Raw genomic sequence first — 25366 nt, 5'->3', positions numbered from 1 at the left:
GGCGGCGCCTTCTGGGGCGTCAGGCGCGGTTGGCGGCGCTGAGCACCGCGCGGACCGAGGCGGTGGCGATGTCGGTGTCGAGGCCGACGCCGAACACGGTCCGCCCGTCGGCGGTGCGGCATTCGACATAGGCCGCGGCCTGCGCATCGGCGCCATGGCCGATGGCGTGTTCGCTATAGTCGACCACGTCGAGGTCGGGCCCCGTCGTCTCGCCGAGCGCCGCGATGACGCCGGAAATCAGGCCATTGCCGCGGCCGGAGATCGAGCGCTCCTCGCCATCCACCGCGACGCGGCCGACGAACAGCCGATCCCCGGCGGTGCCGCGTTCCTCGTAATCGCGCAGCACGAACCGGTCGCCTTCGCGGGGCAAATAAGTCGCCTCGAACCGGCCCCAGATGTCGGCGGCACCGAGTTCGCGGCTGGTTTCGTCGGCCAGCGCCTGAACGTGACGGCTGAAATCGGCCTGGAGGCGCTTGGGCAGCTTCAGGCCCTTGTCCTGCTCGATCACCCAGGCGACGCCGCCCTTGCCGGACTGCGAATTGACGCGGATCACCGCTTCGTAGCTGCGGCCGAGGTCCGCGGGGTCGATGGGCAGATAGGGGACTTCCCACGCCTCGTCGTTCTGCTGTTCGCGGGCCGCAAAGCCCTTTTTGATCGCATCCTGATGGCTGCCCGAAAAGGCGGTGAACACCAGCTCGCCGGCATAGGGGGTGCGGGGATGGACGGGAATGCGCGTCGCATATTCCACCGTCTTCACGATGGCATCGATGTCCGACAGGTCGAGCCGCGGGTCGACGCCCTGCGTATACATATTGAGCGCGACGGTCACCAGATCGCAATTGCCGGTGCGCTCGCCGTTGCCGAGCAGGCAGCCCTCGACGCGATCGGCGCCGGCCATCAGCCCCAGCTCTGCCGCGGCGACGCCGGTGCCGCGATCGTTGTGGGTGTGGAGCGAGATCACCACCGCGTCGCGGTTCGGAATGTTGCGGCCGAACCATTCGATCTGGTCGGCATAGACGTTGGGCGTCGCGCACTCGACGGTGGCGGGCAGGTTGAAGATGATCGGCTTGTCGGCGGTGGGTTGCAGCACGTCCATCACCGCGGCGCACACCTCGACCGAGAAATCGAGTTCGGCAGTCGAGAAGGTTTCGGGGCTGTATTCGAACCGCCAGTCGGTGTTCGGCCGCTTGGCGGCCTCGTCACGCAGCACCTTGGCGCCTTCGATCGCGATCTGCTTCACCTCGGCGCGGGTCATGCCGAACACGATCTTGCGCCACGCCGGCGAGACGGCGTTGTAGAGGTGGACGATCGCCTGTTTGGCGCTGTCCAGCGACGCGAAGCTCGTCTCGATCAGGTCGCGGCGCGATTGGGTGAGCACCTGCACGAACACGTCGTCGGGGATGCGATCGGTCTTCACCAGGCCGCTGATGAAGTCGAATTCGGTCGCACCGGCGCTCGGGAACCCAACCTCGATTTCCTTGAGGCCCACCTTCACCAGCAGGTCGAAGAAGCGGGTCTTCTTTTCCGCGTCCATCGGGTCGATCAGCGCCTGGTTGCCGTCGCGCAGGTCGGTCGACAGCCAGCGCGGCGCTTGGGTGATCACCCGCGACGGCCATTGCCGATCGGGGAGGTCGATGGTGGGGAAGGGGCGGTATTTGGTCGAAGGATCGCGAAGCATGGGGAGTCCCGTCGTCGGCCGCGCGCTGCTGGCGCGGCAAGGTGGCGCTGAAGCGTTATCCGGCCCTTAGGGGAGCATGCATGAGCAGTGGCCGCCCCTAAGGGCGGGTAAGTCGCAGGGTGGCGGCGGCGCTCATCATCACGGCTGCGTCATGACGGAGCGCGGCGGCTTTGTCCACCCGCCAAACGGGCGGTGCGTGCGGAAAAGTTTCAGGCCATCCCGCACGCACGGCCATTTTATTGCGCGGTGAAGGCGGCGTTGATGTCGAGCTTAACGTCGTCGGCGACGACGGGGAGCGCATAGCCGAGGCCGAAATCGCTGCGCTTGATCATCGCGGTGCCGCGGAAGCCGAAGTTCAGCTTCTTGCTCATGGGGTTGGTGCCCGCACCGACAAAGGTCGCATCGATCGTCACCGGCTTGGTGACGTTCTTGATCGTCAGGTTGCCGGTGATCTTCGCGCGATTGCCGTTGGCGACGACCGAGGTCGAGACGAAGCGCGCGGTCGGGTAGGTGGCGGCGTCGAAGAAGTCCTTCGATTCCAGATGATGCTTGAACTGTTCCGACGTGGCCGACAGCTTGTTGATCGCGAACGTGACGTCGAGCTTCGCCGCGGCGGGGCGCTTGGGGTCGATGGTCAGCGAGCCGCCTTCGGCGCCGAACTGGCCGGACAGCATGCTGAAGCCCATGTGATTGAGCGTCCACGTCACCTGCGTGTGCGCGGGATCGACGGCATAGGTGCCGGCGGTCACGGCGGTGGCGTTGGGCGAACCGGGCAGGCCGGCGGGGGCCTGAGCGATAGCGGGCACGGCGGCAGCAGCCAGGACGGCGGCGAGGATCAGGCGCATGTGGTAGTTCTCCCTGGGAACAATTGTTTCGGGTTTGACCATAACGCTGCGCAGGGGGAAAGTGCCGGTTCGGAAACGGTTGGTTGCGCGCTTGGCTGTCGTAGTCCTCCCCCGCCAGAGGGAGGTGGCACGGCGAAGCCGTGACGGAGGGGGAGGGAAGCGACACGCCTCGGCTGGACGGGCGTCGCCGTCCTCCCCCTCCACCATTCGGCTGGCGCCGAACGGTCCCCCTCCCCCTTGCGGGGGAGGATTTACAGGACCGGCTTAGTTCTTCGCCTTGTCGACCAGCTTGTTGGCGCCGATCCAGGGCATCATCGCGCGCAGTTCGGTGCCGACCTTTTCGATCGGATGCGCGGCGGCCTGCTTGCGGCTGGCCTTCAGCTCGGGCTGGCCGGCGCGATTGTCGAGGACGAAGTTCTTGACGAAGCGGCCCGACTGGATGTCGGCGAGCACGCGCTTCATTTCCTTCTTCGTTTCCTCGGTGATGATCCGCGGGCCGGTGACGATGTCGCCATATTCGGCGGTGTTGCTGATCGAATAGCGCATGTTGGCGATGCCGCCTTCATACAGCAGGTCGACGATCAGCTTGGTTTCGTGGAGGCATTCGAAATAGGCCATTTCGGGGGCGTAGCCCGCCTCGGTCAGCGTCTCGAAACCTGCTTGGATCAGGTGGGTGATGCCCCCGCACAGCACCGCCTGCTCGCCGAACAGGTCGGTTTCGCATTCCTCGCGGAAGTTGGTTTCGATGATGCCCGAGCGACCGCCGCCGACGCCCGACGCGTACGCAAGCGCGACGTCATGGGCATTGCCGCTGGCGTCCTGATGGATCGCGATCAGGCAGGGCACGCCGCCGCCGCGGACGTACTCGCTGCGCACGGTGTGGCCCGGGCCCTTGGGCGCGATCATGATGACGTCGATGTCCGCGGGCGGCTCGATCAGGCCGAAATGCACGTTGAGGCCGTGAGCGAAGGCGAGCGCCGCGCCGGGCTTCATGTTGCCCTTGAGGTCCGCGTCCCAGATCGCCGCCTGATGCTCGTCGGGTGCCAGGATCATGACGATGTCGGCCCACGCCGCCGCTTCCTTGTTCGACAGCACCTTGAAGCCGGCGTCGATCGCCTTCTTGGCGGTCGCCGATCCTTCGCGCAGCGCGATCGCCACGTCCTTGACGCCGCTGTCGCGCAGGTTCTGCGCATGGGCGTGGCCCTGCGACCCATAGCCGACGATGGCGATCTTCTTGTCGGTGATCAGGTTCAGATCGGCGTCGCGATCGTAATAGACCTTCATTGTACTTCCTTTCGTCACCCCGGCCGTGAGCCGGGGTCCCGCTGTTGTCCCGCCAGTTGAAGAAGCGGGACCCCGGATCACGTCCGGGGTGACGGGAGGGTTGTAGGGAACGGGTGGTAAAACTTACGCCGCCTCTTTGCCGCGGGCGATGGCGACGATGCCGGTGCGGGCGACCTCGATCAGGCCGACTTCGCCCATCAGCTCGACGAACTTGTCGATCTTTTCGATCGAACCCGTCACCTCGAACACGAAGCTGGTCGTCGTCGCATCGACCACGCGGGCGCGGTACACGTCGGCGAGGCGCAGTGCCTCGATCCGGTGGTCGCCACTGCCCGCGACCTTCACCAGCGCGAGCTCGCGTTCGACATGCGCGCCCTGCGCGGTGAGGTCGGTCACCTTGTGGACGGGCACCAGCCGATCGAGCTGGGCGATGATCTGTTCCATCGTCGCCGGCGAGGCGCTGGTGACGATAGTGATGCGGCTGACCGTCTTGTCGGCGGTGATCTCGCTGACCGTCAGGCTTTCGATATTATAGCCGCGTGCGGTGAACAGGCCGGCGATCCGCGCGAGGATGCCCGGTTCGTTGTCGACGATGACCGCCAGCGTGTGGCGTTCGGTGGCTTCGGTCTTGATGTGCAAGTCAAATTCCTCCCCGGAACGGGGAGGGGGACCGCTCGCGTAGCGAGTGGTGGAGGGGGCCCTCCACCGGCGCCATCGCTTGCCGCACTCCCCCTCCACCATGCTCCGCATGGTCCCCCTCCCCGTGCCGGGGAGGAATAAAGGGTCAAACCAGCGCTTTCGCCTCGTCGTCCATCGTGCCGCTGACCTCATTGGCCTGCAGGATCATGTCGGTGTGCGCGGCGCCGCTCGGGATCATCGGGAAGCAATTGGCGAGCTTCGCGACGCGGCAGTCGACGATCACCGGGCCGTCATGGTCGAGCATCGCCTGGATGCCGTCCTCCAGCTGGTCGCGGCGGTCGATCAATATGCCCTTCCAGCCGTATGCCTCACCCAGCTTCACGAAGTCGGGCAGGCTGTCCGAATAGCTTTCGGCATAGCGGCTTTCATAGGTCAGCTCCTGCCATTGGCGGACCATGCCCATATATTCGTTGTTGAGGATGAAGATCTTGACCGGCAGGCGATATTGCGTCGCCGTCGCCAGTTCCTGGATGTTCATCTGGATGCTGGCTTCACCGGCAATGTCGATGACCAGCGCATTCGGATTGCCGAGCTGCGCGCCGATCGCGGCGGGCAGGCCATAGCCCATCGTGCCGAGGCCGCCGCTGGTCAGCCACTTGTTGGGCTTCTCGAAACCGAAGTGCTGTGCCGCCCACATCTGATGCTGGCCGACCTCGGTCGTGATGATCGGATTGCGCGCGTGCGTTGCCTCCCACAAGGCGCGGATCGCGCGCTGCGGCATGATGTCGCTGGCGGTTTCGGGGAAGTCGAGGCAACCGACCGCACGCCAGCCGGCGATGCGACGCCACCAGTCGGTGGTGTCGGGCTTGGGATGCTGGCGCGCCTTCCAGATGCGGACCATGTCCTCCATCGCATGGCCGGCATCGGCGATGACGGCGAGGTCGACGCGGACGTTCTTGTTCACGCTCGACCGGTCGATATCGATATGGACCTTGCGGCTGTTCGGACTGAACGCGTCGAGGCGGCCGGTGACGCGATCGTCGAAGCGGCTGCCGATCGCGATCACCAGATCGGCTTGGTTCATCGCCATATTCGCCTCATAGGTCCCGTGCATGCCGAGCATGCCGAGGAACTGCTGCGACGAAGCGGGGAAGGCACCGAGGCCCATCAGCGTCGAGGTGACCGGCGCGCCCGAGATGCGGGCGAGCTCGATCAGCAATTGTGACGCCGCCGGACCCGAATTGATGACGCCGCCACCGGTGTAGAGGATCGGGCGTTCCGCCGCGGCGAGCATGTCGACGACCTGCTCGATCTCGCTCTGCGGCGCCTTGACGCGCGGACGATACGTCTTGTGCTGGATCGGGCCGGGCTTGGTGTAGCGCGCGGTTGCGACCTGGACGTCCTTGGGAATGTCGACGACGACGGGGCCGGGACGGCCGCTGGTTGCGATATGGAACGCCTCGTGGATTGTGGGCCCGAGCTTCGCCGGGTCCTTCACCAGATAATTGTGCTTGGTGCAGTGGCGCGTGATGCCGACCGTGTCGGCTTCCTGGAACGCATCGGTGCCGATCAGCCCGGTCGGAACCTGGCCGGTGATGACGACCATCGGGATCGAATCGAGCAAAGCATCGGTGATGCCGGTGACCGCGTTGGTCGCGCCCGGACCCGAGGTGACGAGGACGACGCCGGGCTTGCCGGTCGAGCGCGCATAGCCTTCCGCCGCATGCGTCGCCGCCTGTTCGTGGCGGACGAGGATGTGCTTGATCCGCGTGCCGTTGGCGTTCGCCCGGAACATCGCGTCGTAGATCGGCAAGACCGCCCCGCCGGGGTAGCCGAACACGACCTCCACGCCGAGATCGCACAGCGCCTCGACCAGGATGTCTGCTCCGCTCTTTTCGCCCACGGTTCGTCTCCACCAGAATTGCGTTTGGTGCGGCGCGGGTAGCCGGACGGGCCGGGGGGGTCAACCCTTTTCTATAATAAACTTGCTATGGCGACATCGATTTCATTCGATTCTGTCGCGATGCGCCAATCTTCGGGCGGTTGATGGCGAAACCACGTATATTGCCGCTTCGCGTAGCGCCGCGTGTCGAGTTGAACCTGCGCCAGTGCGGCGTCGCGCGCGATGGCATCGCGCAGATATTCGCCGATCGGCGGCACCCCGATCGCGCGACGGATCGGCGCGTCGGCGGGCAGGTCTTTGCGGGCGAGCAGCGTGGCGACTTCCTCGATGGCGCCGTTGGCGAACATCGCTTCGCAGCGGGCGTCGATCCGGTCGAACAGCGCCGAACGGTCGGGGAGCAGGATCGCGGCGGCGAGCCGGATGCGGTCGCCGATGCCGCCGACCCGCTGCGCCTGCCAATGCGCGAGCGGCCGGCCGGTCGCGCGCACCACTTCCAGCGCGCGCGCCACCCGCGTCGTGTCGGCCGGGGCGAGGCGGGCGGCGGCGGCAGGGTCTTCCTGCGAGAGCAGACGATGCGCCTCGGCCACCGGCAGGCCGCGCACGTCGGCGCGGATGGCGGGATCGATCGGGGGCACGGGCGCGATGCCGTCGAGCAACGTGCGCATGTACAGGCCAGTGCCGCCGACCAGGATGGGCAGGCGGTCCTCGGCGTGGACGGCGTCGATCGCGGCGCGCGCCTCGTCCGCCCAGCGCGCGGCGGAATAGTGCGCGTCGGCACCATCGACATGGCCGAACAGGCGATGCGGCACGCGCGCCTCTTCCGCGGCATCGGGGCGGGCGGTGAGGATTCGGAGGTCGGCGTAGACCTGGCTCGCGTCGGCATTGATGACGACGCCGTCGTGGCGCTCGGCGAACCGGATCGCCGCAGCGGACTTGCCGCTGGCGGTCGGCCCTGCGATGAGCGCGACGCTTGGTTTGGGGTGGGAGACGGACATGTTCACGGCGACGCTCATAGGCGAAGCGCTGACGCGAGGCGACCTGTCGGCCGCAGCCGACCGGCTGGCGGCGGCGGGATGTGCGCCCGGCGCGGCGGCGTGGCTGGACGAGGGCGTCGCGGCGGATGTGCCGTTCGCCCGTGATGCGGCGGCGGGGCGCGGGGCGCTGGAGGGCGCGTTCGCCGCCACCGACGTCATCGTTCAACCGACCGCGACGCGGCGGAAAGCGCTGCTCGTCGCCGACATGGATTCAACGATGATCACCGTCGAATGCATCGACGAACTCGCCGACTATGCCGGGATCAAGGCGGAGGTGTCCGCCGTCACCGAGGCGGCGATGCGCGGCGAGCTCGACTTCGAAGGGGCGCTGGACGCCCGCGTCGCGCTGCTAAAAGGTCTGAGCGAAGACGTGATCGCGCAATGCCTTGCCGAGCGGGTGACGATCATGCCGGGTGCCAAGGCACTGGTGCGGACGGTGCGCGCGCAGGGCGGGCATGCGGTGCTGGTGTCGGGCGGCTTCACGCGGTTCGCCGAGCCGGTGGCGGCGGAGATCGGCTTCGACCGGGCGATTGCCAACGTCCTGTTGATCGAGAACGGTCGGCTGACGGGCACGGTCGCCAAGCCGATCGTGGGGTCGGCGACCAAGGAGGAGACGCTGCGTGCCGCGATTGCGGAGCGTGGGATCGACCCGGCGCTGAGCCTGGCGGTGGGGGACGGCGCGAACGATCTTGCGATGATCGGCGCGGCGGGGCTGGGCGTGGCCTATCACGCCAAGCCGATCGTCGCCGCCGCGGCCGCGGCGCGGGTGGATCATGGGGATTTGACCGCGTTGCTCTACGCGCAGGGCTATGCGCGCAAGGATTGGGCGGCGTAGGCGACGATCCGCATCCACCCTGTCACCCGGAACGAGTCCGGGGTGACGGGGAAGGCAGGCCGCCCGAACCTCGCCGAGGTTAGGGCGCCACCACCACGCAGGACACGCCCGATGCCGCGCAGGCCTTCTGCGCCGCGACCTTGTTGGCGAAGCCGCTGGCCTGCAGCCGGATCACGTTGCCCGCCTTCGCGTAGACGGGCTGCGCGCCGCCCAGCTTGCCGCGGACGCGCGCCCATTGCGTGCTGGCATTCGCCTGGGTGCTGAACGCGCCGAGCTGGATCTTCCAAGATCCGCCCATGGCGGCGGGAGCAGCGGCGGCGGCCGGCGCTTTGCGGATCGGCTCATGCGGCGCGATCCGGTCGTTGACCGGGCGATCGGGCGAGCGCTGGTGCGGCGGGATGACGTCCTCCGGCTTGCGCGGCGGCGTCTTGGCGGGACGGGGCGTTTCGACCGTGCGGGAGGGCGGCACGGTGGTCGTCGCCACGGCGGTATTGCGCTGGCCGGCAGGCGGCGCATTGCGCAACTCGTCGCGATACCGCTGCGCCAGCGCCGTGCCGCGCTCGCGATCGGCCGGGGTGATGTACTGGTCCATCTGCGCCAGCGTTTCCGACGCGGCCTTCAGACCGGCCTGCGAGGCCAGCGTCATCAGCGCATAGGCACGCGGATAATCGCGCGGCACGCCGTCACCGTTGAACAGCATCGTGCCGAGCACCAGCTGCCCGCGCGGCTCACCGCGGGCGACCGACTTTTCCAGCCACGGCGCAGCCTCGGCCTTGCGACCCGACTGGAACAGCGCGAGCCCGTAATTGTCCTGCGCCTGAAAATGGCCCTGGAGCGCCGCCTTGCGGAACCAGCTTTCCGCAAGCGCCGGGTCGACCGGCACGCCGCGGCCGAGTTTATACGCCTGGCCAAGGTTGAACTGGGCATCGGCGTCGCCCGCCACCGCCGGCCCGCGCCATTGTGCGACCGCGCCATCGTAATCGCCGCGACCCCAGGCGTCGACACCCGCCTTGACGCTTTGCGCGCCCGCCGGCGTGGCGAGCGCCATGCCCGCCGCCAGCGCCGCGCGTGCGAGTCCACCGAAGTTCCGCATTCCGCTGCCCTTTTTGATCCCGTGTTGCCGCCACCATGCCCCGCCAGACGGCGCAAGGCAAAGTGGGATCGCCGCACACCGTCCCATTAACCGGTTCTTAGCCTCGATCTGACAGGTATCGCGACAGATTTGGACGGTTCGAAGGGAAGCTATGCGCGTCCTCGCGGTGGCATCGCAAAAGGGTGGGTCGGGCAAGACGACCTTGTCGGGGCATCTCGCCGTGCAGGCGCAGATGGCCGGCAATGGTCCCGTCGTGCTGATCGACATCGACCCGCAGGGCAGCCTGTCCGAATGGTGGAACGAGCGGACCGCCGACTTTCCCGCCTTCGCGCAGACCACGGTCGCGCGGTTGCAGGCCGACCTGGAAGTCTTGCGGCAGCAGGGATTCAAGCTGGCGCTGATCGATACGCCGCCGGCGATCACCATGGCAATCCAGAGCGTCATCGCCGTCGTCGAACTCGTCGTCGTGCCGACGCGGCCCAGCCCGCACGATCTGCGCGCCGTGGGTGCCACCGTCGATCTGTGCGAGCGGGCGGGGAAGCCGGTGGTGTTCGTCATCAACGGCGCGACGCCGCATGCCCGGATCACCAGCGAGGCCGCGATCGCGCTGTCGCAGCACGGCACCGTCGCCCCCACCACCATTCACCAGCGCACCGATTTCGCGGCATCGATGATCGATGGCCGAACCGTGATGGAGGTCGACCCGGACGGACGATCCGCGGCAGAGATCACGGAATTGTGGACGTTTGTCGCCGACCGGCTGGAAAAGAATTTCCGCCGGACCGTGTTCAGCGTGCCGAATGCGTCGGGCCATGCCGGTTTCGGCGCGCGTCCGGCGGGTGGTGGCTTCGGTCGCCGGGTGATCGGGGGCTGATCGCGTGACCGCTTCGCCCAAGCCGATGGCGGCCTTGTCGTCCGGCCTGCTCGCCCGCAAGGGACAGGCGCGGCCGGCGATGCGCAGCGGCGCGCTGATGAGCTTTCCCCCCAGCCAGAGCGATGACCTCGGCTGGAACGACATGGGGGCGGCAGACAGCGTTCCACCCGTGCTCGTCCAGCGCGACCTGCTCGAGGCGCAAATCGGCCGACCCGCCGCCGTTGCCGAGGTATCCCTTGCCGCAGCCCAGCGCATCCGGCGCGAGACGCCAACCGAAGGGCAGGCGGCCCTGGCGTTGCGCATCGATGCCGATCGGCATCTGCGGCTGCGGCTGGCGAGCGCCATCACCGATCGATCCGCACAGGATCTGCTGACCGACGCCCTCGACGCGCTGCTCGTCGCGGTGCCCGAGGTCGATACGCTCGTCGCGCAATTGTCGCGCGCAAGGACTCGGCCATGACCCGGCCGCACCGCACCAGGGTCGCGAAACACTGGGGGTTTATCCGATGACACCGCGTCTCATCCTGTCGCTCGGCCTGTCCGCGCTCGTGCTCGGCGGCACGATGGTCGGCTGCACCGCGACGGGCAATCACCTTGCCAAGGCGAGCGACCGCGCGGCGGCGCGTACCGCCAAGGCGGCGCATCGCGACGCCGAAAAGGCCGCGCGCGCGCTGGCGACGCGGGACCCGTCTGCAGTGGCCTATGCTGAGAGCGCGGTATCGCAGGCACCGCGCGACGCGGGCTATCGCATGCTGCTCGGCCAGGGCTATCTGCAGGCAGGGCGCTTCGCTTCGGCACGCGACACCTTTGCCGATGTCGTCGACCTGATGCCGGGCAACGGCAAGGCCGCGCTCAACCTCGCGCTCGCGCAGATCGCGACGGGCGACTGGTCTGCGGCGCGCGCGACGCTGGATGCCCATGCCAAGGATATCCCCGCGGCCGACCTGGGCCTCGCCACGGCGCTGGCCGGCAATCCGGCGGGCGCGATCACGATCCTCGACGCTGCGGCGCGCGCGCCGGGCGCGACCGCGAAGATCCGCCAGAACCTCGCGTTGAGCTATGCGCTCGCCGGGCGCTGGGACATGGCCCGGATCGCCGCGGCGGCGGATATGTCGTCCGCCGATCTCGACGCGCGCATGGAGCAATGGGCCGCCTTCACCCAGCCGAAGGGCGCGCCCGATCAGGTCGCGAGCCTGCTCGGCGTGCGGCCGGTTGCCGATACGGGCCGGCCGGTGGCGCTGGCGCTCAACGCGCCGACGCCGGTGACGCCGATCCCGGATGCGCCGGTGCAGACGGCCGCGGTCGAGACGCCCACGCCGGTTGCCGCTGAGGCGCCCGCACCGGTGGTCCAATTCGCAAAGGTCGACCTCCCACCGCAGCACGATGCGGTGCAGCCAGCGCCGACGATGCTGATCCGCGCCGATGCCACCCCCGCCAAGCTGGCACTTGCCGCCAGCGGTCAGCGCCATGTGGTGCAGGACGTGCCTGCGGCGACGCCGCTCGTCCGCTCCGCGCCGGCGGGCGACTGGTTCGTCCAATTGGGTGCGTTCAGCAACCCGGCGGTGGCCCGGTCTGGCTGGGCCAATGCGACGCGCCGTTTCGCCTCGCTGTCCGGTCATCAGCCGACGGGCGCGCGCTTCGCCGCCGAACAGGGGTCGCTGTACCGTCTGTCGGTGGGTGGCTTTACCCGCGATGCGGCGGTGCAGATGTGCCGCGCCTATCGCGCCAAGGGCGGCGCCTGCTTCGTCCGCCGCGAGGCGGGGGATCGCATCGCGCAATGGCTGCGCACGCCGGTGCAATTGGCGTCGCGCTGACGGGCAAGCGGAGCGCGCGGGTCGCCTAGGCGATCTCGCGTCCGCCCTTCCACACGCGGAGCACGCGGCCCTGTACGGGCAGGCCGTCGAAGGGTGTGTTGCCTTCGGAGGCGAAGGCGGTGCCATCGACCTGCCACGGCGTTTCCGGATCGAACAGCATCAGGTCCGCCGGCTGCCCGGCGGCTAGCGTGCCCGTCTCCAGTCCCAGCACGCGCGCAGGGTTGACCGACAGCATCGCCAGCAGCCGTTCGAGCGGCAGCAGCCCGTCGCGTACCAGCATGAGCCCCAGCGGCAGCAACGTCTCCGCGCCCGCCATGCCGGCCGCCGAATCGACGAAGGGAAGGCGCTTGGCCTCCGGGCCGTGCGGATCGTGGCCCGAGCACAGCACGTCGATCGTCCCGTCCGCGATCGCGGCGCGGGCGGCCTGCCGGTCGCTCTCGCTGCGCAGCGGCGGGGAGACATGGGCGTAGGTACGGAAATCGCTCATCGCGATATCCGACAGATGCAGATGGGCGGGCGTGATGCCGCAGGTGACGCGGACCCCGCGGCGCTTGGCGGCGCGGATCAGGTCGAAGGCCGCAGCGGTGGTCGCCTGCCGGATGTGCAGCCGGGCGCCGGTTTCCTCCGCCAGCATCAGGTCACGCGCGACGGCCAAGGCTTCGGCGATCGCGGGGGCGGCGGGCAGGCCGTGCCGCGTCGCCGTCTCGCCATCGGTCGCGACGGCGCCCGCGGTCAATGCGCCATCCTCGGCATGGGCGACGACGGCGATGTCGAGGTCACGCGCGTAGGCGAGAACGCGCAGCATGACGCCCGAATCGGCGATCCAGCCGCGACCCGTGCCGACCGCACGCGCGCCCGCGGAGGCGCAGATCGCCATTTCCGCCATCTCGGCCCCGGCCAGACCGCGCGTTGCCGCGGCGATGGGGTGAATCCACAGGTCGGGCTTGCCGATCAGTGCGGCGCGCTGGACGATGCCGGGATCGTCCAGCACCGGATTGCCATCCGGCATCAGCGCGACGCGGACGATGCCGCCCGCCCGGAAGGCGGCGCGATCGATGCGGAATACGCCGAGGTCGACGATACCGGGGCTGAGCGTCTTGCCGCCGCAATCGACGATCGTCGCATCGGCGGGCACGTCGATCGTACCGCTGGCGACGATCGCGCCGTCGCGGACCAGCAGGCTGCCGTCGCGGACGCCGCCGGTGGGGCAGGCGAGGCGGGCGTTGATGAAGCCGATCACGCTCATGCCCAGCCCTCCACCTTGCGCGCGCGGCGGGTGAGGACGTCGAGGCAGGCCATGCGCACCGCCACCCCCATCTCCACCTGTTCGGTAATCGCCGATTGCGGCCCGTCCGCGACGCTCGAATCGATCTCGACACCGCGGTTCATGGGGCCGGGGTGCATGACCAACGCGTCGGGCAGCCGTGCGATTCGCTCCGGCGTCAGGCCGTAGCGGAGCCGATATTCGCGGCTCGACGGAATATAATCGCCTGCCATCCGCTCGTTCTGGACGCGCAGCATCATGACGACGTCGGCGCCGACCAGCGCCTTGTCGAAATCGGTGAAGGGGGTGACGCCCATCCGCTCGATCGCCCTGGGCATCAGCGTCGAGGGTGCGCAGACGCGGACCTCTGCGGCGAGCGCGGTGAGCGCGAGGATGTTCGATCGCGCGACGCGGCTGTGCAGCACATCGCCGCAGATCACCACGCGCTGGCCGGCGATGCTGCCACGGCGGCGGCGGATGGTCAGCGCGTCGAGCAGCGCCTGCGTCGGATGTTCATGGCGGCCGTCGCCGGCGTTGAGCACCGGGCAGTCGACCTTGTCCGCGATCAGCCGCACCGCACCGCTCGCCATGTGGCGGATGACGATCACGTCGGCGCGCATGGCGTTCAGCGTCTGCGCGGTGTCGATTAGCGTCTCGCCCTTCTTCACGCTCGACTGCGCGGCGTGCATGTTGACGACGTCCGCGCCCAGGCGCTTGCCCGCGATTTCGAAGCTGAGCAGCGTGCGCGTGCTGTTTTCAAAGAAGGCGTTGATCTGCGTGAGGCCGTCGAGGCGTTTGTCGGGCGCCGCATGGTTGCGGTTCGCGGCGATCCAGGTTTCCGCTTCGTCGAGCAGAAAGGCGATCTCATGCGGCTGAAGGCCGTCGATGCCGGTCAGGTGCCGGTGCGGGAAAACGGCGCCGCCCGGAAGCTGGGCGGCGGGGCTGTGATCGGAGGCTTGCATCAAGTCGCCCGGTTAGCGGGCGCGCGGGGCAGGAGCAACCGGGAAGGGCCGTGGTCGCATCATCACGATACCCCGCCGCCATGGGCTAGAGCCGGCTGACATATAGAACCGATCGTGCTGGTGAGCAGGCCGCCGAGCCCCCCAGGCTCGGCTGAAACCATCCGGGGGATGATTTCACCTGGCTCACTGTCGAAGCACAGGTGCCCGTAAGTGCCGACTTCGCCTGTGGCGTCCCGCCCTTCGACAGGCTCAGGGCGAACGGAAAAGCGGGATGAACGCCACGTCATCATGCACTAGCCGCGAACCGGGCGGCAGACAGCGGGCAAAAAAATAGCGGCCCGAAGACCGCTATTTCCCAACCGAAGTTGTCACAGCAACTTAGTTGCTGTCGGCCTTGCCGCTGTTGTCGTCAGCGACGACGACGATGCCAGCAGCCACAAAATAGCGGCCCGAAGACCGCTATTTCCCAACCGAAGTTGTCACAGCAACTTAGTTGCTGTCGGCCTTGCCGCTGTTGTCGTCAGCGACGACGACGATGCCAGCAGCCACGGCAGCGACCGCCAGAACGGCGATCAGGATGCCGCCACCGGCCAGCTCGTTCTTCTTGCCCGACACCGAACCGGTGCGGACCGACTTGGCGACCGACAGGCTCGCCGCCGGGTTCGCCGGAGCGGCAACCGCCGGAGCAACAGCCATCGTCGCGGCCGCAGCGGCCATCAGATACTTCCCAAGACGCATAAAAACTCCCTCTTCATGTTCGTCACGGTCGCCCTGCCATAAACAGGTAAACAAGACAACCACTCACGCCGGCCGTTTACGCTCGCGGACAGCATTTCATACGACACCGGATGATGCCGTCTCCGCGGTCATAGCAGGGGTCGGTCCGGCATGAACCCCCCCATATGCCGCGCCAACAACGCCTGACCGGGCCAGAGTATCCCTTCAGCCCGTCAGCCGACCTGCACGGTCCAGCGCTCGGCGCCCTCCAGTCCCAGCGCGGTCAGTCGGCCAGTCTGGTAGGCGCCCGTATCGACGCCGATGCGATAGCCCTGCACGTCGACATCCTCGCTGATCGTGTGGCCGTGGACGATCACCTTTTCCAACGGGCCGCTGTGATCGAGGAACGGCTTGCGAATCCAGCGCAGGTCGGCGCTGCGCTGGGCCGACAGATCGGTATCGGGTCGGACGCCGGCGTGGACGAAGGCATAATCGCCGATGACGATCAGGTCTTCGAATCGCTCGACGAACGCCTGATGCGCGGCCGGCACATGGCGCTGCATCGCCTGATGCAGCTCGTCATAGTCCATCCGGTCATACTCGGTGGAATCGACGCCGTAGCTCAGGATCGTCTCGCGCCCGCCGATGCGGCAGAACATGCGCAGCGCCTTCGGGTCGCCCTTCAGCGCGTCGAGGAACACCTCTTCGTGATTGCCGAGCAGGAACCGGGTGGCGGGGCGGTCTGCGGCCAGACGGTACAGCCGCCCGATGACACCCGCCGAGGCCGGGCCGCGATCGACCAGGTCGCCGAGGAAGATCAACGTCGTTTGCGCGCGCCCGCGCGCCGCGTCGTCCGCGTCGATCGCGGTGAGCAGGCGGCTCAGCTGGTCGTCGCAGCCATGGATATCGCCCACCGCATAGACGCGTTCGCCATCCGGGATCGCAGGAGTGGGAGCGGCCGCCGCGCGGCGCCCCTGAAACAACTTTTTGAGCATGAAATCCCGTCAGTCGAGCAGGCAGGGCAGATAGGGCGCCGCATCGGTGGCGGCAACACCCTGAACCGCGCCTGACGGGCGGTGCCTACCCGGCGAGGCGGAGCGCGTCGCGCGCCGATCGGGGGGCGGGCTGGTCCGGCCAGATGCCGCGTGTATCGAGCACCAGCTTGTCGGCGCGCTCCTCCAGCGGCACTGATCGGAACACGTCATGATCGACCAGCACGATCATGATCGGGCAGGCATCGATGGCCGCGTCGATGTCGATCAGCGTCGCGCCATGGGCTTCCAGCGCGGGGGGCAGGCGGTCGGCATAGGGTTCGACGATCCTCACGCGCGCACCGAACCGTTCGCTGAGCGCCTGCGCGACGCGGAGCGCCGGGCTCTCGCGGAAGTCGTCGATATTCGCCTTGAACGCGAGGCCCAGGCACGCCACCGGCGCGCCGGGATGCGCCTCGATCAGCGCCGCGGCCTGGGCGATGACGTGATCGGTCTTGCCGTCGTTGACCAGCCGCGCGGTGCGGATCAGCGGCGTGTTGGCGGGATCGGCATGGACCAGGAACCAGGGATCGACCGCGATGCAATGGCCGCCCACGCCGGGGCCGGGTTGCAGGATATTGACGCGCGGATGGCGGTTGGCGAGGCGGATCACCTCCCACACGTCGACGCCCATCGTATCGGCGACGAGGCTCAGTTCGTTGGCGAAGGCGATATTGACGTCGCGGAAGGCGTTTTCGGTGAGCTTCGTCATCTCCGCCGCGCGGGCATTGGTGGTGACGCACGCACCGCGGACGAAGCGGCGGTAGAAGGTCAGCGCCTTGCGGGCGCAGCGCGGGGTGATGCCGCCGATCACGCGATCGTTGTCGATGAGTTCGACGAGAATGCGGCCGGGCAGCACGCGTTCCGGGCAATAGGCGATGGCGACGTCGGCGGCTTCGCCGGCGCGGCCGGGCACGCGCAGGTCGGGGCGCAATTGGGCGAGCAGGTCGCGGACTCGCTCGGTCGTCCCGACCGGCGACGTCGATTCGAGGATTACCGTATCGCCCGCTTTCAGCACGGCGGCGATCGTCGTCGCCGCGTCGAGCACGAAGCGGATGTCGGGCGCGTGATCGTCCGCGAAGGGCGTCGGCACCGCGATGACGAAGACGTCCGCCGGCTCGATCGTCAGCGAGGCGCGCAGCGATCCGCGGGCGACCACGCCGGAGACGAGGCCGTCCAAGTCAACCTCCTCGATATGCACGCGGCCCGAATTGACCGTCTCGACCACCGATGGCGTGACGTCGACGCCCAGCACGCGCGCGCCGGTGCGCGCGATCACGGCGGCGGTGGGCAGGCCGATATAGCCCAGCCCCAGGACGACGACCTTCAATTCAGAGTCCGAAACCATCGGCGACGATCCTTGCGATCCGGCTGCTGGCATGACCGTCGCCGAACGGATTGTGGGCGCGGGCCATGGCGGTATAGGCCGCCTTGTCGTCGAGAAGGGTGAACACTTCGGAAACGATGCGCTCTTCGTCGGTGCCGACGAGGCGTGCGGTGCCCGCTGCAAGCCCTTCCGGCCGCTCGGTCGTGTCGCGCATCACCAGCACGGGCTTGCCGAATGCGGGTGCTTCCTCCTGCACGCCGCCCGAGTCGGTCAGTGCGATCGTGCAGGCGTCGAGCGCGCGGATGAAATGCGGATAATCGAGCGGCGCGATCCGCGCGACGTTCGGGGCGGCGGGCAAAACGGCGTCCATGACGGCCGCGACGTTGGGATTGGGGTGCATCGGGAAGAGCACACCTACGTCCGGCCGTGCCGCGATGCGCGCGATCGCCCGCCCGATCGCCGCCATGCCGTCGCCGAAATTCTCGCGGCGATGCGTCGTGACCAATACGATCCGCTTGCCGGCGAAGCGCGCGAGCAGGGTGGCAAGATCGCTGGCGAGGTCCGGCTGTTTGGTGATGCGCGCGCGCGTCCAGTGCAGCGCGTCGATCACGGTGTTGCCCGTGACATGGACGCCCTCCGTCACATTCTCGCGCGCCAACGCTGCCGCCGCCGTCTCGGTCGGCGCGAAGTGCAGGTCGGCGATCGGCGCGACGATGCGACGGTTCACCTCTTCGGGCCAGGGATGATAGATATTGCCGGAGCGTAGCCCGGCCTCGACGTGCGCGACGGGAATCTTGCGATAATAGGCTGCCAGCGCTCCCACCATGGCGGTCGCGGTATCGCCCTGGACGATGACGCGGTTGGGGGCGACGCGATCCATTACCTCGCCCAGCGCGGTCAGGAGGCGCGCGGTCAGCCGGTCGAGCGACTGGCCCGGCTCCATGAGGTCGAGGTCGACATCCGGGGTGAGGCCTGCGATCGCCAGCACCTGATCGAGCAAGCCCCGATGCTGCGCGGTCACGCAGGTGACGACGTCCATGCCATCGACCTGTTGCAGCGCCTGGACGACCGGGAACAATTTGATCGCTTCCGGGCGGGTGCCGAAGATGACCAAAGTTCGGGGGCGGCTTGTCGTAGTCATTGCCGAAGGTTAGTGCGGCGCCCGTTAACAAGCGAGTAAACGTTGGCGCCGTTTTTCTGCGGCGTCATGCCGGATTTAGGGGCACTGATGACGATCAAGCGCGTACGCAAGGCGATTTTCCCGGTCGCAGGCCTCGGCACCCGGTTCCTGCCGGCGACCAAGGCGATGCCGAAGGAGATGCTGACGGTCGTCGACAAGCCACTGATTCAATATGCGGTGGACGAGGCGCTCGAGGCGGGGATCGAGCAGATCATCTTCGTCACGGGCCGCGGCAAGCACGCGCTCGAAGACCATTTCGACATCGCCTACGAACTGGAAGACACGATGCGCGCGCGGGGCAAGAGCCTCGAGATCGTCGATGGCACGCGCATGAAGCCGGGCAGCCCGGTCTATATCCGCCAGCAGGAGCCTCTAGGTCTCGGCCACGCTGTCTGGTGCGCGCGCGAGATCGTCGGCAACGAGCCGTTCGCGGTTTTGCTGCCCGACGAATTGATGGTCGGCACGCCGGGCTTCGTCGCCCAGATGGTCGCGGCCTATGACAAGGTCGGCGGCAATATCGTCGGTGCGTTGGAAGTGGCCGACAGCGAGACGGACAAATATGGCATCATCTCGCCGGGCAAAGTAGACGGGCGGCTGACCGAGGTCACGGCGCTGGTCGAAAAACCGGCAAAGGGCACCGCGCCGTCGAACCTGATGATCCCCGGCCGCTACATTCTGCAGCCCGAAGTGATGCGCATCCTCGAGCGCCAGGAAAAGGGTGCGGGGGGCGAGATCCAGCTGACCGACGCCATGGCGCAGTTGATCGGCCAGCAGCCGTTCCACGGCTTCACCTTCGATGGCGCGCGTTACGATTGCGGGGACAAGGCGGGTTATATCCAGGCGAACCTCGCGCTCGCGCTGGCGCGGCCGGACATCGGCCCGGCGGTGCGCAGTTTCGCGCAGATGCTGCTCGGCTGATCCGTCAGCCGCCGCAGGTGCGGCAACCGGGATCCTTGGGGAGCGACAGGGTACGGAAGCGCAGGTCGAGCGTGTCGGCGAGCAGCAGCTTGCCGGCCGCGTCCGTGCCAAAGGGGTGTAGGGCGCGCAATACCTCGAGCGCGGCCAAGCTGCCGATCATGCCGGCCATCGGCCCCAACACGCCGTCTTCGGAGCAACTGACGCCCGCGCGTTCGGGATCGTCGCCGACGAAGCAGCGATAACAGGGCTTGTCCGCTTCCCAGCCACGGAACACGCCGAGCTGTCCGTCGAACTGGCCGATTGCCGCCGACACCAGCGGCACGCGTGCGGCGTAAGCGGCGTCCGCTACGGCCAGCCGCGTCGCGAAATTGTCGCAGCCGTCCAGAACGACGTGCGCGTCCGCGACCAGGGGTGCGATTGAGGTGGCATCGATCCGCTGGCACACCGCATGCGCCTCGACATGCGGGTTGAGCCGCCGGGCGGCGGCGACGGCGGTCTCGGCCTTCCGATGGCCGATGTCCCCGGTCGTGTAGATCGTCTGGCGTTGCAGGTTGGACAGATCGACCGAATCGTCGTCGACGATCGTCAGCGTGCCGATCCCGGCGGCGGCGAGATATTGGATCGCAGGCGAGCCGATCCCCCCCGCGCCGATCACCAGCACGTGCGCTTGTTTCCAGCGCTGCTGACCCGCGCCCCCCACGTCCTTCAGGATGATATGGCGGGCGTAGCGGGTGAGTTCGGCGTCCGACAGGATCACGCGGAGCGGCTCGACCGGCGCGTCATTGCGGCCATGAGAAGGTCAGGCTGGTGCGATACCAGTTGCCGGGATCGACCGTGCCGACGGGCGTGCCGTTGCGCATCATGCTCGACACGAGGCCGGCGGAATATTGCTCGACCGATGGGCAACCGATGGCGCGGGGGACGATGCGTCGCGGCTGGGACGCCGCGGAGAACAAGACCGCGAGATCGACCTTGAGCGTCCAGCCCGCGGCTGTCTGGATCGCGGCGGTGCATCGGCCGGCCTGCACTTCGCTCCGCACGAACGCGGACAGGGTCATGCCATCATCGACAGCCCGGGCGAAGGGCAGCGGTCGCAAGGTGCTCCAATCCTGCGGCGGCATCGGTGCGGGCGATGCCACGGCAAGCTGCGCTGCAAGGAACCATGCGATCATCATCGTCCGGTGGACCCGAATCCTCCGCTGCCCCGCGCAGTATCCTCCAAAATTTCAACACTTTCCAGTGCCGCGCGCTGGACGGGGGCGGGCACGATCTGCGCGATCCGGTCGCCGCGTGCGATCGGGAACGGGGCGTCGCCCAGATTGATCAGGATCACCTTCACTTCGCCGCGATAATCGCTGTCGATCGTGCCCGGCGTGTTGAGACAGGTGATGCCGTGTTTCAGCGCGAGCCCCGATCGCGGGCGCACCTGCACCTCGAAGCCTTCGGGAATCGCGAACGCGAAGCCGGTCGCGACCGCCGCCCTTGCGCCGGGCGCCAGGGTCAATGCCTCGGCCGCCACGACGTCCATGCCCGCGGCGCCATCGGTGGCATAAGCGGGCAGGGGAAGGCCTTCGCCATGGGGTAGGCGTTGGATGCGGATGGTCATGGCGGTCATGGCGTCGCTCTTAGCGCCCCGGCGCGGGGCTTGTCGAATGTGGCACGATCAGCCGTTGTGGACGATGGCCAGCTTGTTGCCCGTCGGATCGCGCAGATAGGCCGCATACCAATCGGGACCGTAATGCTCGCGATGGCCGGGCGCGCCCTCATCCTGCGCGCCATGCGCCATCGCCACCGCGTGAAAGGCGTCGACCTCGTCGCGCGTCCGTGCGCCGAGCGCCATCATCGTGCCGTTGCCCGCGGTTGCCGGCGCTCCGTCGAAGGGCTTGCAGATCCACAGCGTCAGGCCGTCGCCGCTGCCACCCGCCGAATAGCCGCGCCAATCGGGAAAGCTGGCATGCGCCGACCAGCCGATCGTCGCCAGCACGGCATCGTAGAAAGCATGCGCCACGTCGGTATCGGCGGCACCCAGCGTCACGTACGGGTTCATGCGTCGTCTCCCGTTGTGTCAGGGGGAGAGGCTATCAAACGAATCGGAACGTATCAAGAACGGATAAGCGCATCGGCGATGCGGTCTGCGATCCGGAGCGCGACCGCGTCCTTGCCCATCCGTTCCCACGACTCGACGCCCTGGGCCGTCACCAGATGCACGGTATTGGCATCACCACCGAAGACATCGCCCGACACGTCGTTGGCGACGATCCAGTCGGCCCCCTTGCGATCGCGCTTGGCGCGGGCGTGGTCGATGACCTGTTCGGTCTCTGCCGCGAAGCCGACGACGAGACGGGGGCGGTTCGGCCCTTGCGCCACCGTGGCGAGAATATCGACATTCTCGGTCAGGGTGAGCGCAGGCGGGGCGTTGCCCTTCTTGACCTTCTGCGGCGCGGCTTCGACGCGCCAGTCGGCGACCGCGGCGACCATCACCGCGGCATCGGCGGGGAGTGCGGCCATCACCGCGTCCGCCATATCCTGTGCCGACACCACGTCGACGCGGCTGACGCCCTCCGGCGTGGCGAGTTCAACCGGGCCCGCCACCAGCGTCACTTCGGCCCCCAGTGCCGCAAGCGCACCGGCGATGGCGAAGCCTTGCTTCCCGGACGAGCGATTGGCGATGTAGCGTACCGGATCGATCGCCTCATGCGTCGGTCCCGCGGTGACGAGGATATGGCGCCCGGAAAGGCGCGTATCGGCCGGGGCGAGCGCGCGGTCGATGGCGGCGGCGATCGCTTCGGGTTCGGGCAGGCGACCGGGGCCATATTCGCCGCAGGCCATCGCGCCTTCGTCGGGTTCAAGCACCGTGATGCCGTCGCGGCGCAACTGCGCGACGTTGCGCGACGTGGCGGGATGCTGCCACATCCTCACGTTCATGGCGGGCGCGGCGAGAACGTGGGTATCGGTTGCCAGAAGCAGCGTGGTCGCGAGATCGTCGGCGATCCCCGCCGCCATGCGCGCGATCAGGTCGGCGGTCGCGGGGGCGACGACGATCAGGTCGGCCTGGCGGCTGAGCTGGATATGGCCCATCTCCGCCTCGTCCTTCAGGTCCCACAGGCTGGTGTAGACCTGATCCTCGCTGAGCGCCGCCAGCGTCATCGGCGTGACGAAATGGCTCGCGCCCTCCGTCATCACGCAGCGCACCGCATGGCCGCGCTTCCTGAGCAGGCGGATCAGCTCGCACGCCTTGTACGCGGCGATGCCGCCGCCGACGATCAGGAGGACACGTTTCATCGCACGATCCTTTTCACCGTGATCCGCCGCCGGTCGAACACGGCGCTCGACAGGTCTCGCAGCGCATCGGGCACGAAGATGAGGCCGACGAGCAGTAGCGGCGCGATCAGCAGGCCCCAATAGAAGGTGTCGAGCCGCCCGAAGACGCTCAGCACCAACGCATAGCCGCTGAGCAGGACGACGATCCGCAGGCCCAGCCCCGTATGCCACGCCGCCCAGCCGAACAGCGACAGGCCGACGAGAGGGGCCGCCAGCCACATCGGCAACAGCGCCAGCCCCGTCGACAGCGTCATCGTCCGCACGAAGAAGCCGAAGCCGAGTTGTCCCGACCATCCCTGCGACACGGGATCGAGCGGGCGGATGAAGGCGGCGACGGCATGCGCATGGAGGGCCAGGACCGCGGCGAGCAGCACGCAGGCGATGGCCCAGCCGATCGCCTCACGCCCGCGTCCCTCGACCAGCGCCATCGCCAGCATGACGATGAGGTACAGCCCCGCCGTCTCGCGGATCACCGCGGCGGCAAGCCCGATGGCGATGGCGGGCAGCGGATCGCGGCTGCGGTAGAGCGCGAGCGACAGCGCCAGGAGAAGGCCGGCCCAGATTTCGTGGAAGGCGGACAGGCTCGGCTGAACGAAGGGGATCAGCCCCGCGGCGAGCAGCATCATCGTGACGATCCGCGGCGGAAGGCGCGTGAATACGCCGCGCAGCCGCACCCACCAGGCGACGACGACGGTCGCCGCCAGCAGATCGAGCAGCACCAGTACAAGAGGTCCGGGCAGGGCTGCTTCCACCACGGCGAGCGTCGGCAGTCGCACGGTGACGAAGGGCCGCAGCGGGTAGTCGCCCGCACGCATCGCGTCTATCGCGGCAGGATAATAAGATGCGCCGTGGCGCACCGTCTCGACGATGCCATCGTACAAGGCGATGTCGGTCTGACCGTCGGTGGCCCGCGCGCCGTCGGTCGCCGCGGCCGGAACGGGCGTTGCGAAGACCAGCAGCGTCGCGAGGAGCAGGCCGACGAGCGCGACCACCACCAACCAGGCATCGCGCACGTTCAGCCCGGCAAAGCGCGACGGGCGCGCGATCCAGAGCGGGACGAGCGGCCGGCGCAGCATCGGCGTCAGTGCAGCACCAGCCATGTCGCCGCCACACTGGCGCAGGCGGTCAGCACGGCGACCGCGGCATAGCGCCAGCCGCCGCCGATGCGCACGACCTCGATCTCGCGCAGCGGGGGGGCGGGGGGCTCGCCGCCGGGGGCGGGGTAGCGCGCCTCGATCCGGCGGATCAGTTCTGGCAGGCCGGCGATGGTGCGCACGTCCTGGATCAGGCGATCCGCGATCGCGGCTTCGGGGCCGAGTTCGGTGCGGATCCATTCGCGCACGAACGGCGCGGCCGATTCCCACAAATTGATATCGGGGTCGAGGCTGGTCGCCACGCCCTCCACCATCACCATCGTCTTCTGGAGCAGCAGCAGGTGCGGCTGCGTCACCATGTCGAAATCGCGGGTGATGCTGAACAGGCCGTCGAGCATCATGCCGATCGACATGTCCTTCACCGGCAGTCCGCGCATCGGTTCGCCCACGGCGCGCAGCGCGGTCGCGAACTCGGCGACATTGTGGTGTGCGGGAACATAGCCCGCCTCGAAATGGATTTCGGCGACGCGCTTATAATTGCCGGTGATCAGGCCGTAGAGGATTTCGGCCAGCCACACCCGCGCCCGCCGGTCGATCCGGCCCATGATGCCGAAATCGATCGCGGCGATCTTGTCGCCGGGCAGGGCGAACAGATTGCCCTGGTGCATGTCGGCGTGGAAGAAGCCCTCGGCGATCGCCTGGCGCAGGAATGCCTGTACCAAGGTGTTGGCGAGCTTCTTGACGTCATAGCCGGCGTCGATCAGCGCCTGTCGGTTCGACAGCTTGATGCCGTCGATCCATTCCATCGTCAGCACGCGCGTCGAGGAGCGCTGCCAGTCGATCGCGGGGACGACGAAATCGGGTTCCGCGGTCATCGCCTCGGCGAGTTCGGAGGCGGAGGCGGCTTCGCGCTGGAAGTTGAGCTCGCGCAGCGTCCAGCGGCGGAAATTCTCGACCGTCAGGCGCGGGCGCAGGCGCTTGGCCTCGCCGCCGAGCCCTTCGAGCTGTGCGGCGGCCCATTGATAGGTGTCGATGGCGCGGGTGAAATCCGCCTCGACGCCCGGGCGCAGCACCTTCACCGCGACCTGCCGTCCATCGGTTGTGATCGCGCGATGGACCTGTGCGATCGACGCGGCACCGACGGGGGTTTCGTCGATCTGGGCGAAGACGGCGCTCGGCGGGCGGCCGAGACTGGCCTCCATTGCGGCGCAGATCGTGTCGAAGGGGACGGGGGGCAGCTGATCCTGCAGGCGCAGCAGGTCGTTGGCCGCGACGTCGCCGACGAGGTCCGGTCGGGTCGCGAGCGTCTGGCCGAGCTTGATCGCGGCGGGGCCGATCGCCTGGAAGGCATCGGCGTAGCGCGGCGTCGCCGGCACCCGCGCGCCGAAGCGGGCGACGCGGGCGAGGCGGCGGACGGGGGCAGGCGTGTTGCGGTCCTGCTCGATCCCGCGCAGCGCGCCGTGGCGCGCGAGGATGCGGCCCCACTTCAGCAGTCGCCAGATATGGACGACGGAGGTCGTCACGCGAGCGCCCCTCCCGTCCGGGAGGAGCAG

Annotated in this window: 25 protein-coding genes; 5 read left to right on the top strand and 20 right to left on the bottom strand. The window is 68.2% G+C overall.

Features of this window, described 5'->3' with window-relative positions; genetic code table 11:
- Positions 1–19: 19 nt before the first annotated feature.
- The 6 genes from leuA to miaA form a co-directional block, all read right to left on the bottom strand.
- Positions 20–1678 carry a 2-isopropylmalate synthase gene (gene leuA, locus ACP690_RS05020; protein ID WP_426260471.1) on the bottom strand — a complete coding sequence of 553 codons (1659 nt, stop codon included), beginning with the start codon at positions 1676–1678 and terminating at the stop codon, positions 20–22.
- A gap of 236 nt (positions 1679–1914) precedes the next feature.
- The gene (locus ACP690_RS05015) at positions 1915–2523 is read right to left on the bottom strand and encodes a YceI family protein (protein WP_426260472.1); all 609 of its coding nucleotides are present in this window, start codon (positions 2521–2523) and stop codon (positions 1915–1917) included.
- A 264-nt stretch (positions 2524–2787) separates the two neighbouring features.
- Positions 2788–3807: a ketol-acid reductoisomerase gene (gene ilvC / locus ACP690_RS05010; protein ID WP_017978367.1), complete on the bottom strand. Its 1020-nt coding sequence runs from the start codon at positions 3805–3807 to the stop codon at positions 2788–2790.
- A gap of 123 nt (positions 3808–3930) precedes the next feature.
- Positions 3931–4446, bottom strand: a complete 516-nt coding sequence (gene ilvN, locus ACP690_RS05005) for an acetolactate synthase small subunit (protein ID WP_017978368.1) — start codon at positions 4444–4446, stop codon at positions 3931–3933.
- A 145-nt stretch (positions 4447–4591) separates the two neighbouring features.
- Positions 4592–6349 (bottom strand): biosynthetic-type acetolactate synthase large subunit, encoded by a 1758-nt coding sequence (gene ilvB / locus ACP690_RS05000; RefSeq protein ID WP_294315961.1) that lies wholly within the window; start codon positions 6347–6349, stop codon positions 4592–4594.
- A 71-nt stretch (positions 6350–6420) separates the two neighbouring features.
- Positions 6421–7344 (bottom strand): tRNA (adenosine(37)-N6)-dimethylallyltransferase MiaA, encoded by a 924-nt coding sequence (gene miaA / locus ACP690_RS04995; RefSeq protein WP_426260529.1) that lies wholly within the window; start codon positions 7342–7344, stop codon positions 6421–6423.
- On the opposite strand from miaA, the gene serB reads away from it, so the two are divergent.
- Positions 7343–8218, top strand: a complete 876-nt coding sequence (gene serB / locus ACP690_RS04990; protein WP_426260473.1) for a phosphoserine phosphatase SerB — start codon at positions 7343–7345, stop codon at positions 8216–8218. The genes miaA and serB overlap by 2 nt on opposite strands.
- A 79-nt stretch (positions 8219–8297) precedes the next feature.
- On the opposite strand, the gene ACP690_RS04985 is transcribed toward serB, so the two are convergent.
- Positions 8298–9311, bottom strand: coding sequence for an SPOR domain-containing protein (locus ACP690_RS04985; RefSeq protein WP_426260474.1), 1014 nt, complete (start codon positions 9309–9311; stop codon positions 8298–8300).
- A gap of 151 nt (positions 9312–9462) precedes the next feature.
- Between ACP690_RS04985 and ACP690_RS04980 the strand changes: the two genes are divergently transcribed.
- Genes ACP690_RS04980 through ACP690_RS04970 form a run of 3 tightly spaced genes read left to right on the top strand, consistent with a single transcriptional unit; the run spans position 9463 to position 11999 of the window.
- On the top strand, positions 9463–10185 hold the full coding sequence (locus tag ACP690_RS04980; protein ID WP_043059038.1) for a ParA family protein: 723 nt from the start codon (positions 9463–9465) through the stop codon (positions 10183–10185).
- A 25-nt stretch (positions 10186–10210) separates the two neighbouring features.
- Positions 10211–10645, top strand: a complete 435-nt coding sequence (locus tag ACP690_RS04975) for a hypothetical protein (protein ID WP_426254959.1) — start codon at positions 10211–10213, stop codon at positions 10643–10645.
- Between the two features lie 46 nt (positions 10646–10691).
- The gene (locus ACP690_RS04970; protein ID WP_426254924.1) at positions 10692–11999 is read left to right on the top strand and encodes an SPOR domain-containing protein; all 1308 of its coding nucleotides are present in this window, start codon (positions 10692–10694) and stop codon (positions 11997–11999) included.
- 25 nt (positions 12000–12024) lie between these two features.
- Here ACP690_RS04970 and ACP690_RS04965 read toward each other — a convergent pair whose 3' ends face one another.
- From ACP690_RS04965 to wecB, 6 genes are all read right to left on the bottom strand, one after another.
- Positions 12025–13245: a dihydroorotase gene (locus ACP690_RS04965; protein ID WP_426254923.1), complete on the bottom strand. Its 1221-nt coding sequence runs from the start codon at positions 13243–13245 to the stop codon at positions 12025–12027.
- Entirely contained in the window at positions 13242–14225 is a 984-nt protein-coding gene (locus ACP690_RS04960; protein ID WP_241891983.1) for an aspartate carbamoyltransferase catalytic subunit, read from the bottom strand. The genes ACP690_RS04965 and ACP690_RS04960 overlap by 4 nt, the downstream gene beginning before the upstream one ends.
- Positions 14226–14714: 489 nt before the next feature.
- Positions 14715–14942 (bottom strand): hypothetical protein, encoded by a 228-nt coding sequence (locus ACP690_RS04955; protein ID WP_017978378.1) that lies wholly within the window; start codon positions 14940–14942, stop codon positions 14715–14717.
- Positions 14943–15175: 233 nt separating this feature from the next.
- The gene (locus tag ACP690_RS04950; protein WP_426260475.1) at positions 15176–15937 is read right to left on the bottom strand and encodes a metallophosphoesterase family protein; all 762 of its coding nucleotides are present in this window, start codon (positions 15935–15937) and stop codon (positions 15176–15178) included.
- A gap of 85 nt (positions 15938–16022) precedes the next feature.
- Positions 16023–17321 carry a UDP-N-acetyl-D-mannosamine dehydrogenase gene (wecC, locus tag ACP690_RS04945; RefSeq protein WP_426254919.1) on the bottom strand — a complete coding sequence of 433 codons (1299 nt, stop codon included), beginning with the start codon at positions 17319–17321 and terminating at the stop codon, positions 16023–16025.
- Positions 17305–18441 carry a non-hydrolyzing UDP-N-acetylglucosamine 2-epimerase gene (gene wecB, locus ACP690_RS04940; RefSeq protein WP_426260476.1) on the bottom strand — a complete coding sequence of 379 codons (1137 nt, stop codon included), beginning with the start codon at positions 18439–18441 and terminating at the stop codon, positions 17305–17307. Before wecB ends, wecC begins: the two co-directional genes overlap by 17 nt.
- Positions 18442–18528: 87 nt before the next feature.
- Here wecB and galU point away from each other — a divergent pair, with 87 nt between their 5' ends.
- The gene (galU, locus tag ACP690_RS04935; protein ID WP_017978382.1) at positions 18529–19398 is read left to right on the top strand and encodes a UTP--glucose-1-phosphate uridylyltransferase GalU; all 870 of its coding nucleotides are present in this window, start codon (positions 18529–18531) and stop codon (positions 19396–19398) included.
- A gap of 4 nt (positions 19399–19402) precedes the next feature.
- On the opposite strand, the gene ACP690_RS04930 is transcribed toward galU, so the two are convergent.
- From ACP690_RS04930 to ubiB, 7 genes are read right to left on the bottom strand one after another with little or no spacing between them, the layout of a single operon-like run.
- Positions 19403–20155 carry a HesA/MoeB/ThiF family protein gene (locus ACP690_RS04930; protein WP_426254917.1) on the bottom strand — a complete coding sequence of 251 codons (753 nt, stop codon included), beginning with the start codon at positions 20153–20155 and terminating at the stop codon, positions 19403–19405.
- A gap of 22 nt (positions 20156–20177) precedes the next feature.
- Positions 20178–20573 (bottom strand): hypothetical protein, encoded by a 396-nt coding sequence (locus ACP690_RS04925; protein WP_426254916.1) that lies wholly within the window; start codon positions 20571–20573, stop codon positions 20178–20180.
- Positions 20570–21013, bottom strand: coding sequence for a dUTP diphosphatase (dut, locus tag ACP690_RS04920; RefSeq protein ID WP_294214820.1), 444 nt, complete (start codon positions 21011–21013; stop codon positions 20570–20572). Before dut ends, ACP690_RS04925 begins: the two co-directional genes overlap by 4 nt.
- A gap of 48 nt (positions 21014–21061) precedes the next feature.
- Positions 21062–21445 (bottom strand): VOC family protein, encoded by a 384-nt coding sequence (locus ACP690_RS04915; RefSeq protein WP_426260477.1) that lies wholly within the window; start codon positions 21443–21445, stop codon positions 21062–21064.
- Positions 21446–21498: 53 nt separating this feature from the next.
- Entirely contained in the window at positions 21499–22680 is a 1182-nt protein-coding gene (gene coaBC / locus ACP690_RS04910) for a bifunctional phosphopantothenoylcysteine decarboxylase/phosphopantothenate--cysteine ligase CoaBC (RefSeq protein WP_426254914.1), read from the bottom strand.
- Positions 22677–23819 (bottom strand): hypothetical protein, encoded by a 1143-nt coding sequence (locus ACP690_RS04905; protein WP_426260478.1) that lies wholly within the window; start codon positions 23817–23819, stop codon positions 22677–22679. The genes coaBC and ACP690_RS04905 overlap by 4 nt, the downstream gene beginning before the upstream one ends.
- Positions 23801–25336: a 2-polyprenylphenol 6-hydroxylase gene (gene ubiB / locus ACP690_RS04900; protein WP_017978389.1), complete on the bottom strand. Its 1536-nt coding sequence runs from the start codon at positions 25334–25336 to the stop codon at positions 23801–23803. The genes ACP690_RS04905 and ubiB overlap by 19 nt, the downstream gene beginning before the upstream one ends.
- Between the last annotated feature and the right edge of the window lie 30 nt (positions 25337–25366).

This window comes from Sphingomonas sp. DC4900 (genome assembly GCF_049896485.1).
Taxonomy (GTDB): domain Bacteria; phylum Pseudomonadota; class Alphaproteobacteria; order Sphingomonadales; family Sphingomonadaceae; genus Sphingomonas; species Sphingomonas aquatilis.
The sequence above is the reverse complement of the archived record's forward strand: the minus strand, read 5'-3'. Positions and strand labels throughout refer to the sequence as shown.

Coding starts and splice junctions, on each gene's coding strand:
- leuA (WP_426260471.1), bottom strand. CDS start 1,678: ATGCTTCGCGATCCTTCGACCAAATACCGCCCCTTCCCCACCATCGAC.
- ACP690_RS05015 (WP_426260472.1), bottom strand. CDS start 2,523: ATGCGCCTGATCCTCGCCGCCGTCCTGGCTGCTGCCGCCGTGCCCGCT.
- ilvC (WP_017978367.1), bottom strand. CDS start 3,807: ATGAAGGTCTATTACGATCGCGACGCCGATCTGAACCTGATCACCGAC.
- serB (WP_426260473.1), top strand. CDS start 7,343: ATGTTCACGGCGACGCTCATAGGCGAAGCGCTGACGCGAGGCGACCTG.
- miaA (WP_426260529.1), bottom strand. CDS start 7,344: ATGTCCGTCTCCCACCCCAAACCAAGCGTCGCGCTCATCGCAGGGCCG.
- ACP690_RS04985 (WP_426260474.1), bottom strand. CDS start 9,311: ATGCGGAACTTCGGTGGACTCGCACGCGCGGCGCTGGCGGCGGGCATG.
- ACP690_RS04980 (WP_043059038.1), top strand. CDS start 9,463: ATGCGCGTCCTCGCGGTGGCATCGCAAAAGGGTGGGTCGGGCAAGACG.
- ACP690_RS04975 (WP_426254959.1), top strand. CDS start 10,211: ATGGCGGCCTTGTCGTCCGGCCTGCTCGCCCGCAAGGGACAGGCGCGG.
- ACP690_RS04970 (WP_426254924.1), top strand. CDS start 10,692: ATGACACCGCGTCTCATCCTGTCGCTCGGCCTGTCCGCGCTCGTGCTC.
- ACP690_RS04965 (WP_426254923.1), bottom strand. CDS start 13,245: ATGAGCGTGATCGGCTTCATCAACGCCCGCCTCGCCTGCCCCACCGGC.
- ACP690_RS04960 (WP_241891983.1), bottom strand. CDS start 14,225: ATGCAAGCCTCCGATCACAGCCCCGCCGCCCAGCTTCCGGGCGGCGCC.
- ACP690_RS04955 (WP_017978378.1), bottom strand. CDS start 14,942: ATGGCCGCTGCGGCCGCGACGATGGCTGTTGCTCCGGCGGTTGCCGCT.
- ACP690_RS04950 (WP_426260475.1), bottom strand. CDS start 15,937: ATGCTCAAAAAGTTGTTTCAGGGGCGCCGCGCGGCGGCCGCTCCCACT.
- wecC (WP_426254919.1), bottom strand. CDS start 17,321: ATGGTTTCGGACTCTGAATTGAAGGTCGTCGTCCTGGGGCTGGGCTAT.
- wecB (WP_426260476.1), bottom strand. CDS start 18,441: ATGACTACGACAAGCCGCCCCCGAACTTTGGTCATCTTCGGCACCCGC.
- galU (WP_017978382.1), top strand. CDS start 18,529: ATGACGATCAAGCGCGTACGCAAGGCGATTTTCCCGGTCGCAGGCCTC.
- ACP690_RS04925 (WP_426254916.1), bottom strand. CDS start 20,573: ATGATGATCGCATGGTTCCTTGCAGCGCAGCTTGCCGTGGCATCGCCC.
- dut (WP_294214820.1), bottom strand. CDS start 21,013: ATGACCGCCATGACCATCCGCATCCAACGCCTACCCCATGGCGAAGGC.
- ACP690_RS04915 (WP_426260477.1), bottom strand. CDS start 21,445: ATGAACCCGTACGTGACGCTGGGTGCCGCCGATACCGACGTGGCGCAT.
- coaBC (WP_426254914.1), bottom strand. CDS start 22,680: ATGAAACGTGTCCTCCTGATCGTCGGCGGCGGCATCGCCGCGTACAAG.
- ACP690_RS04905 (WP_426260478.1), bottom strand. CDS start 23,819: ATGGCTGGTGCTGCACTGACGCCGATGCTGCGCCGGCCGCTCGTCCCG.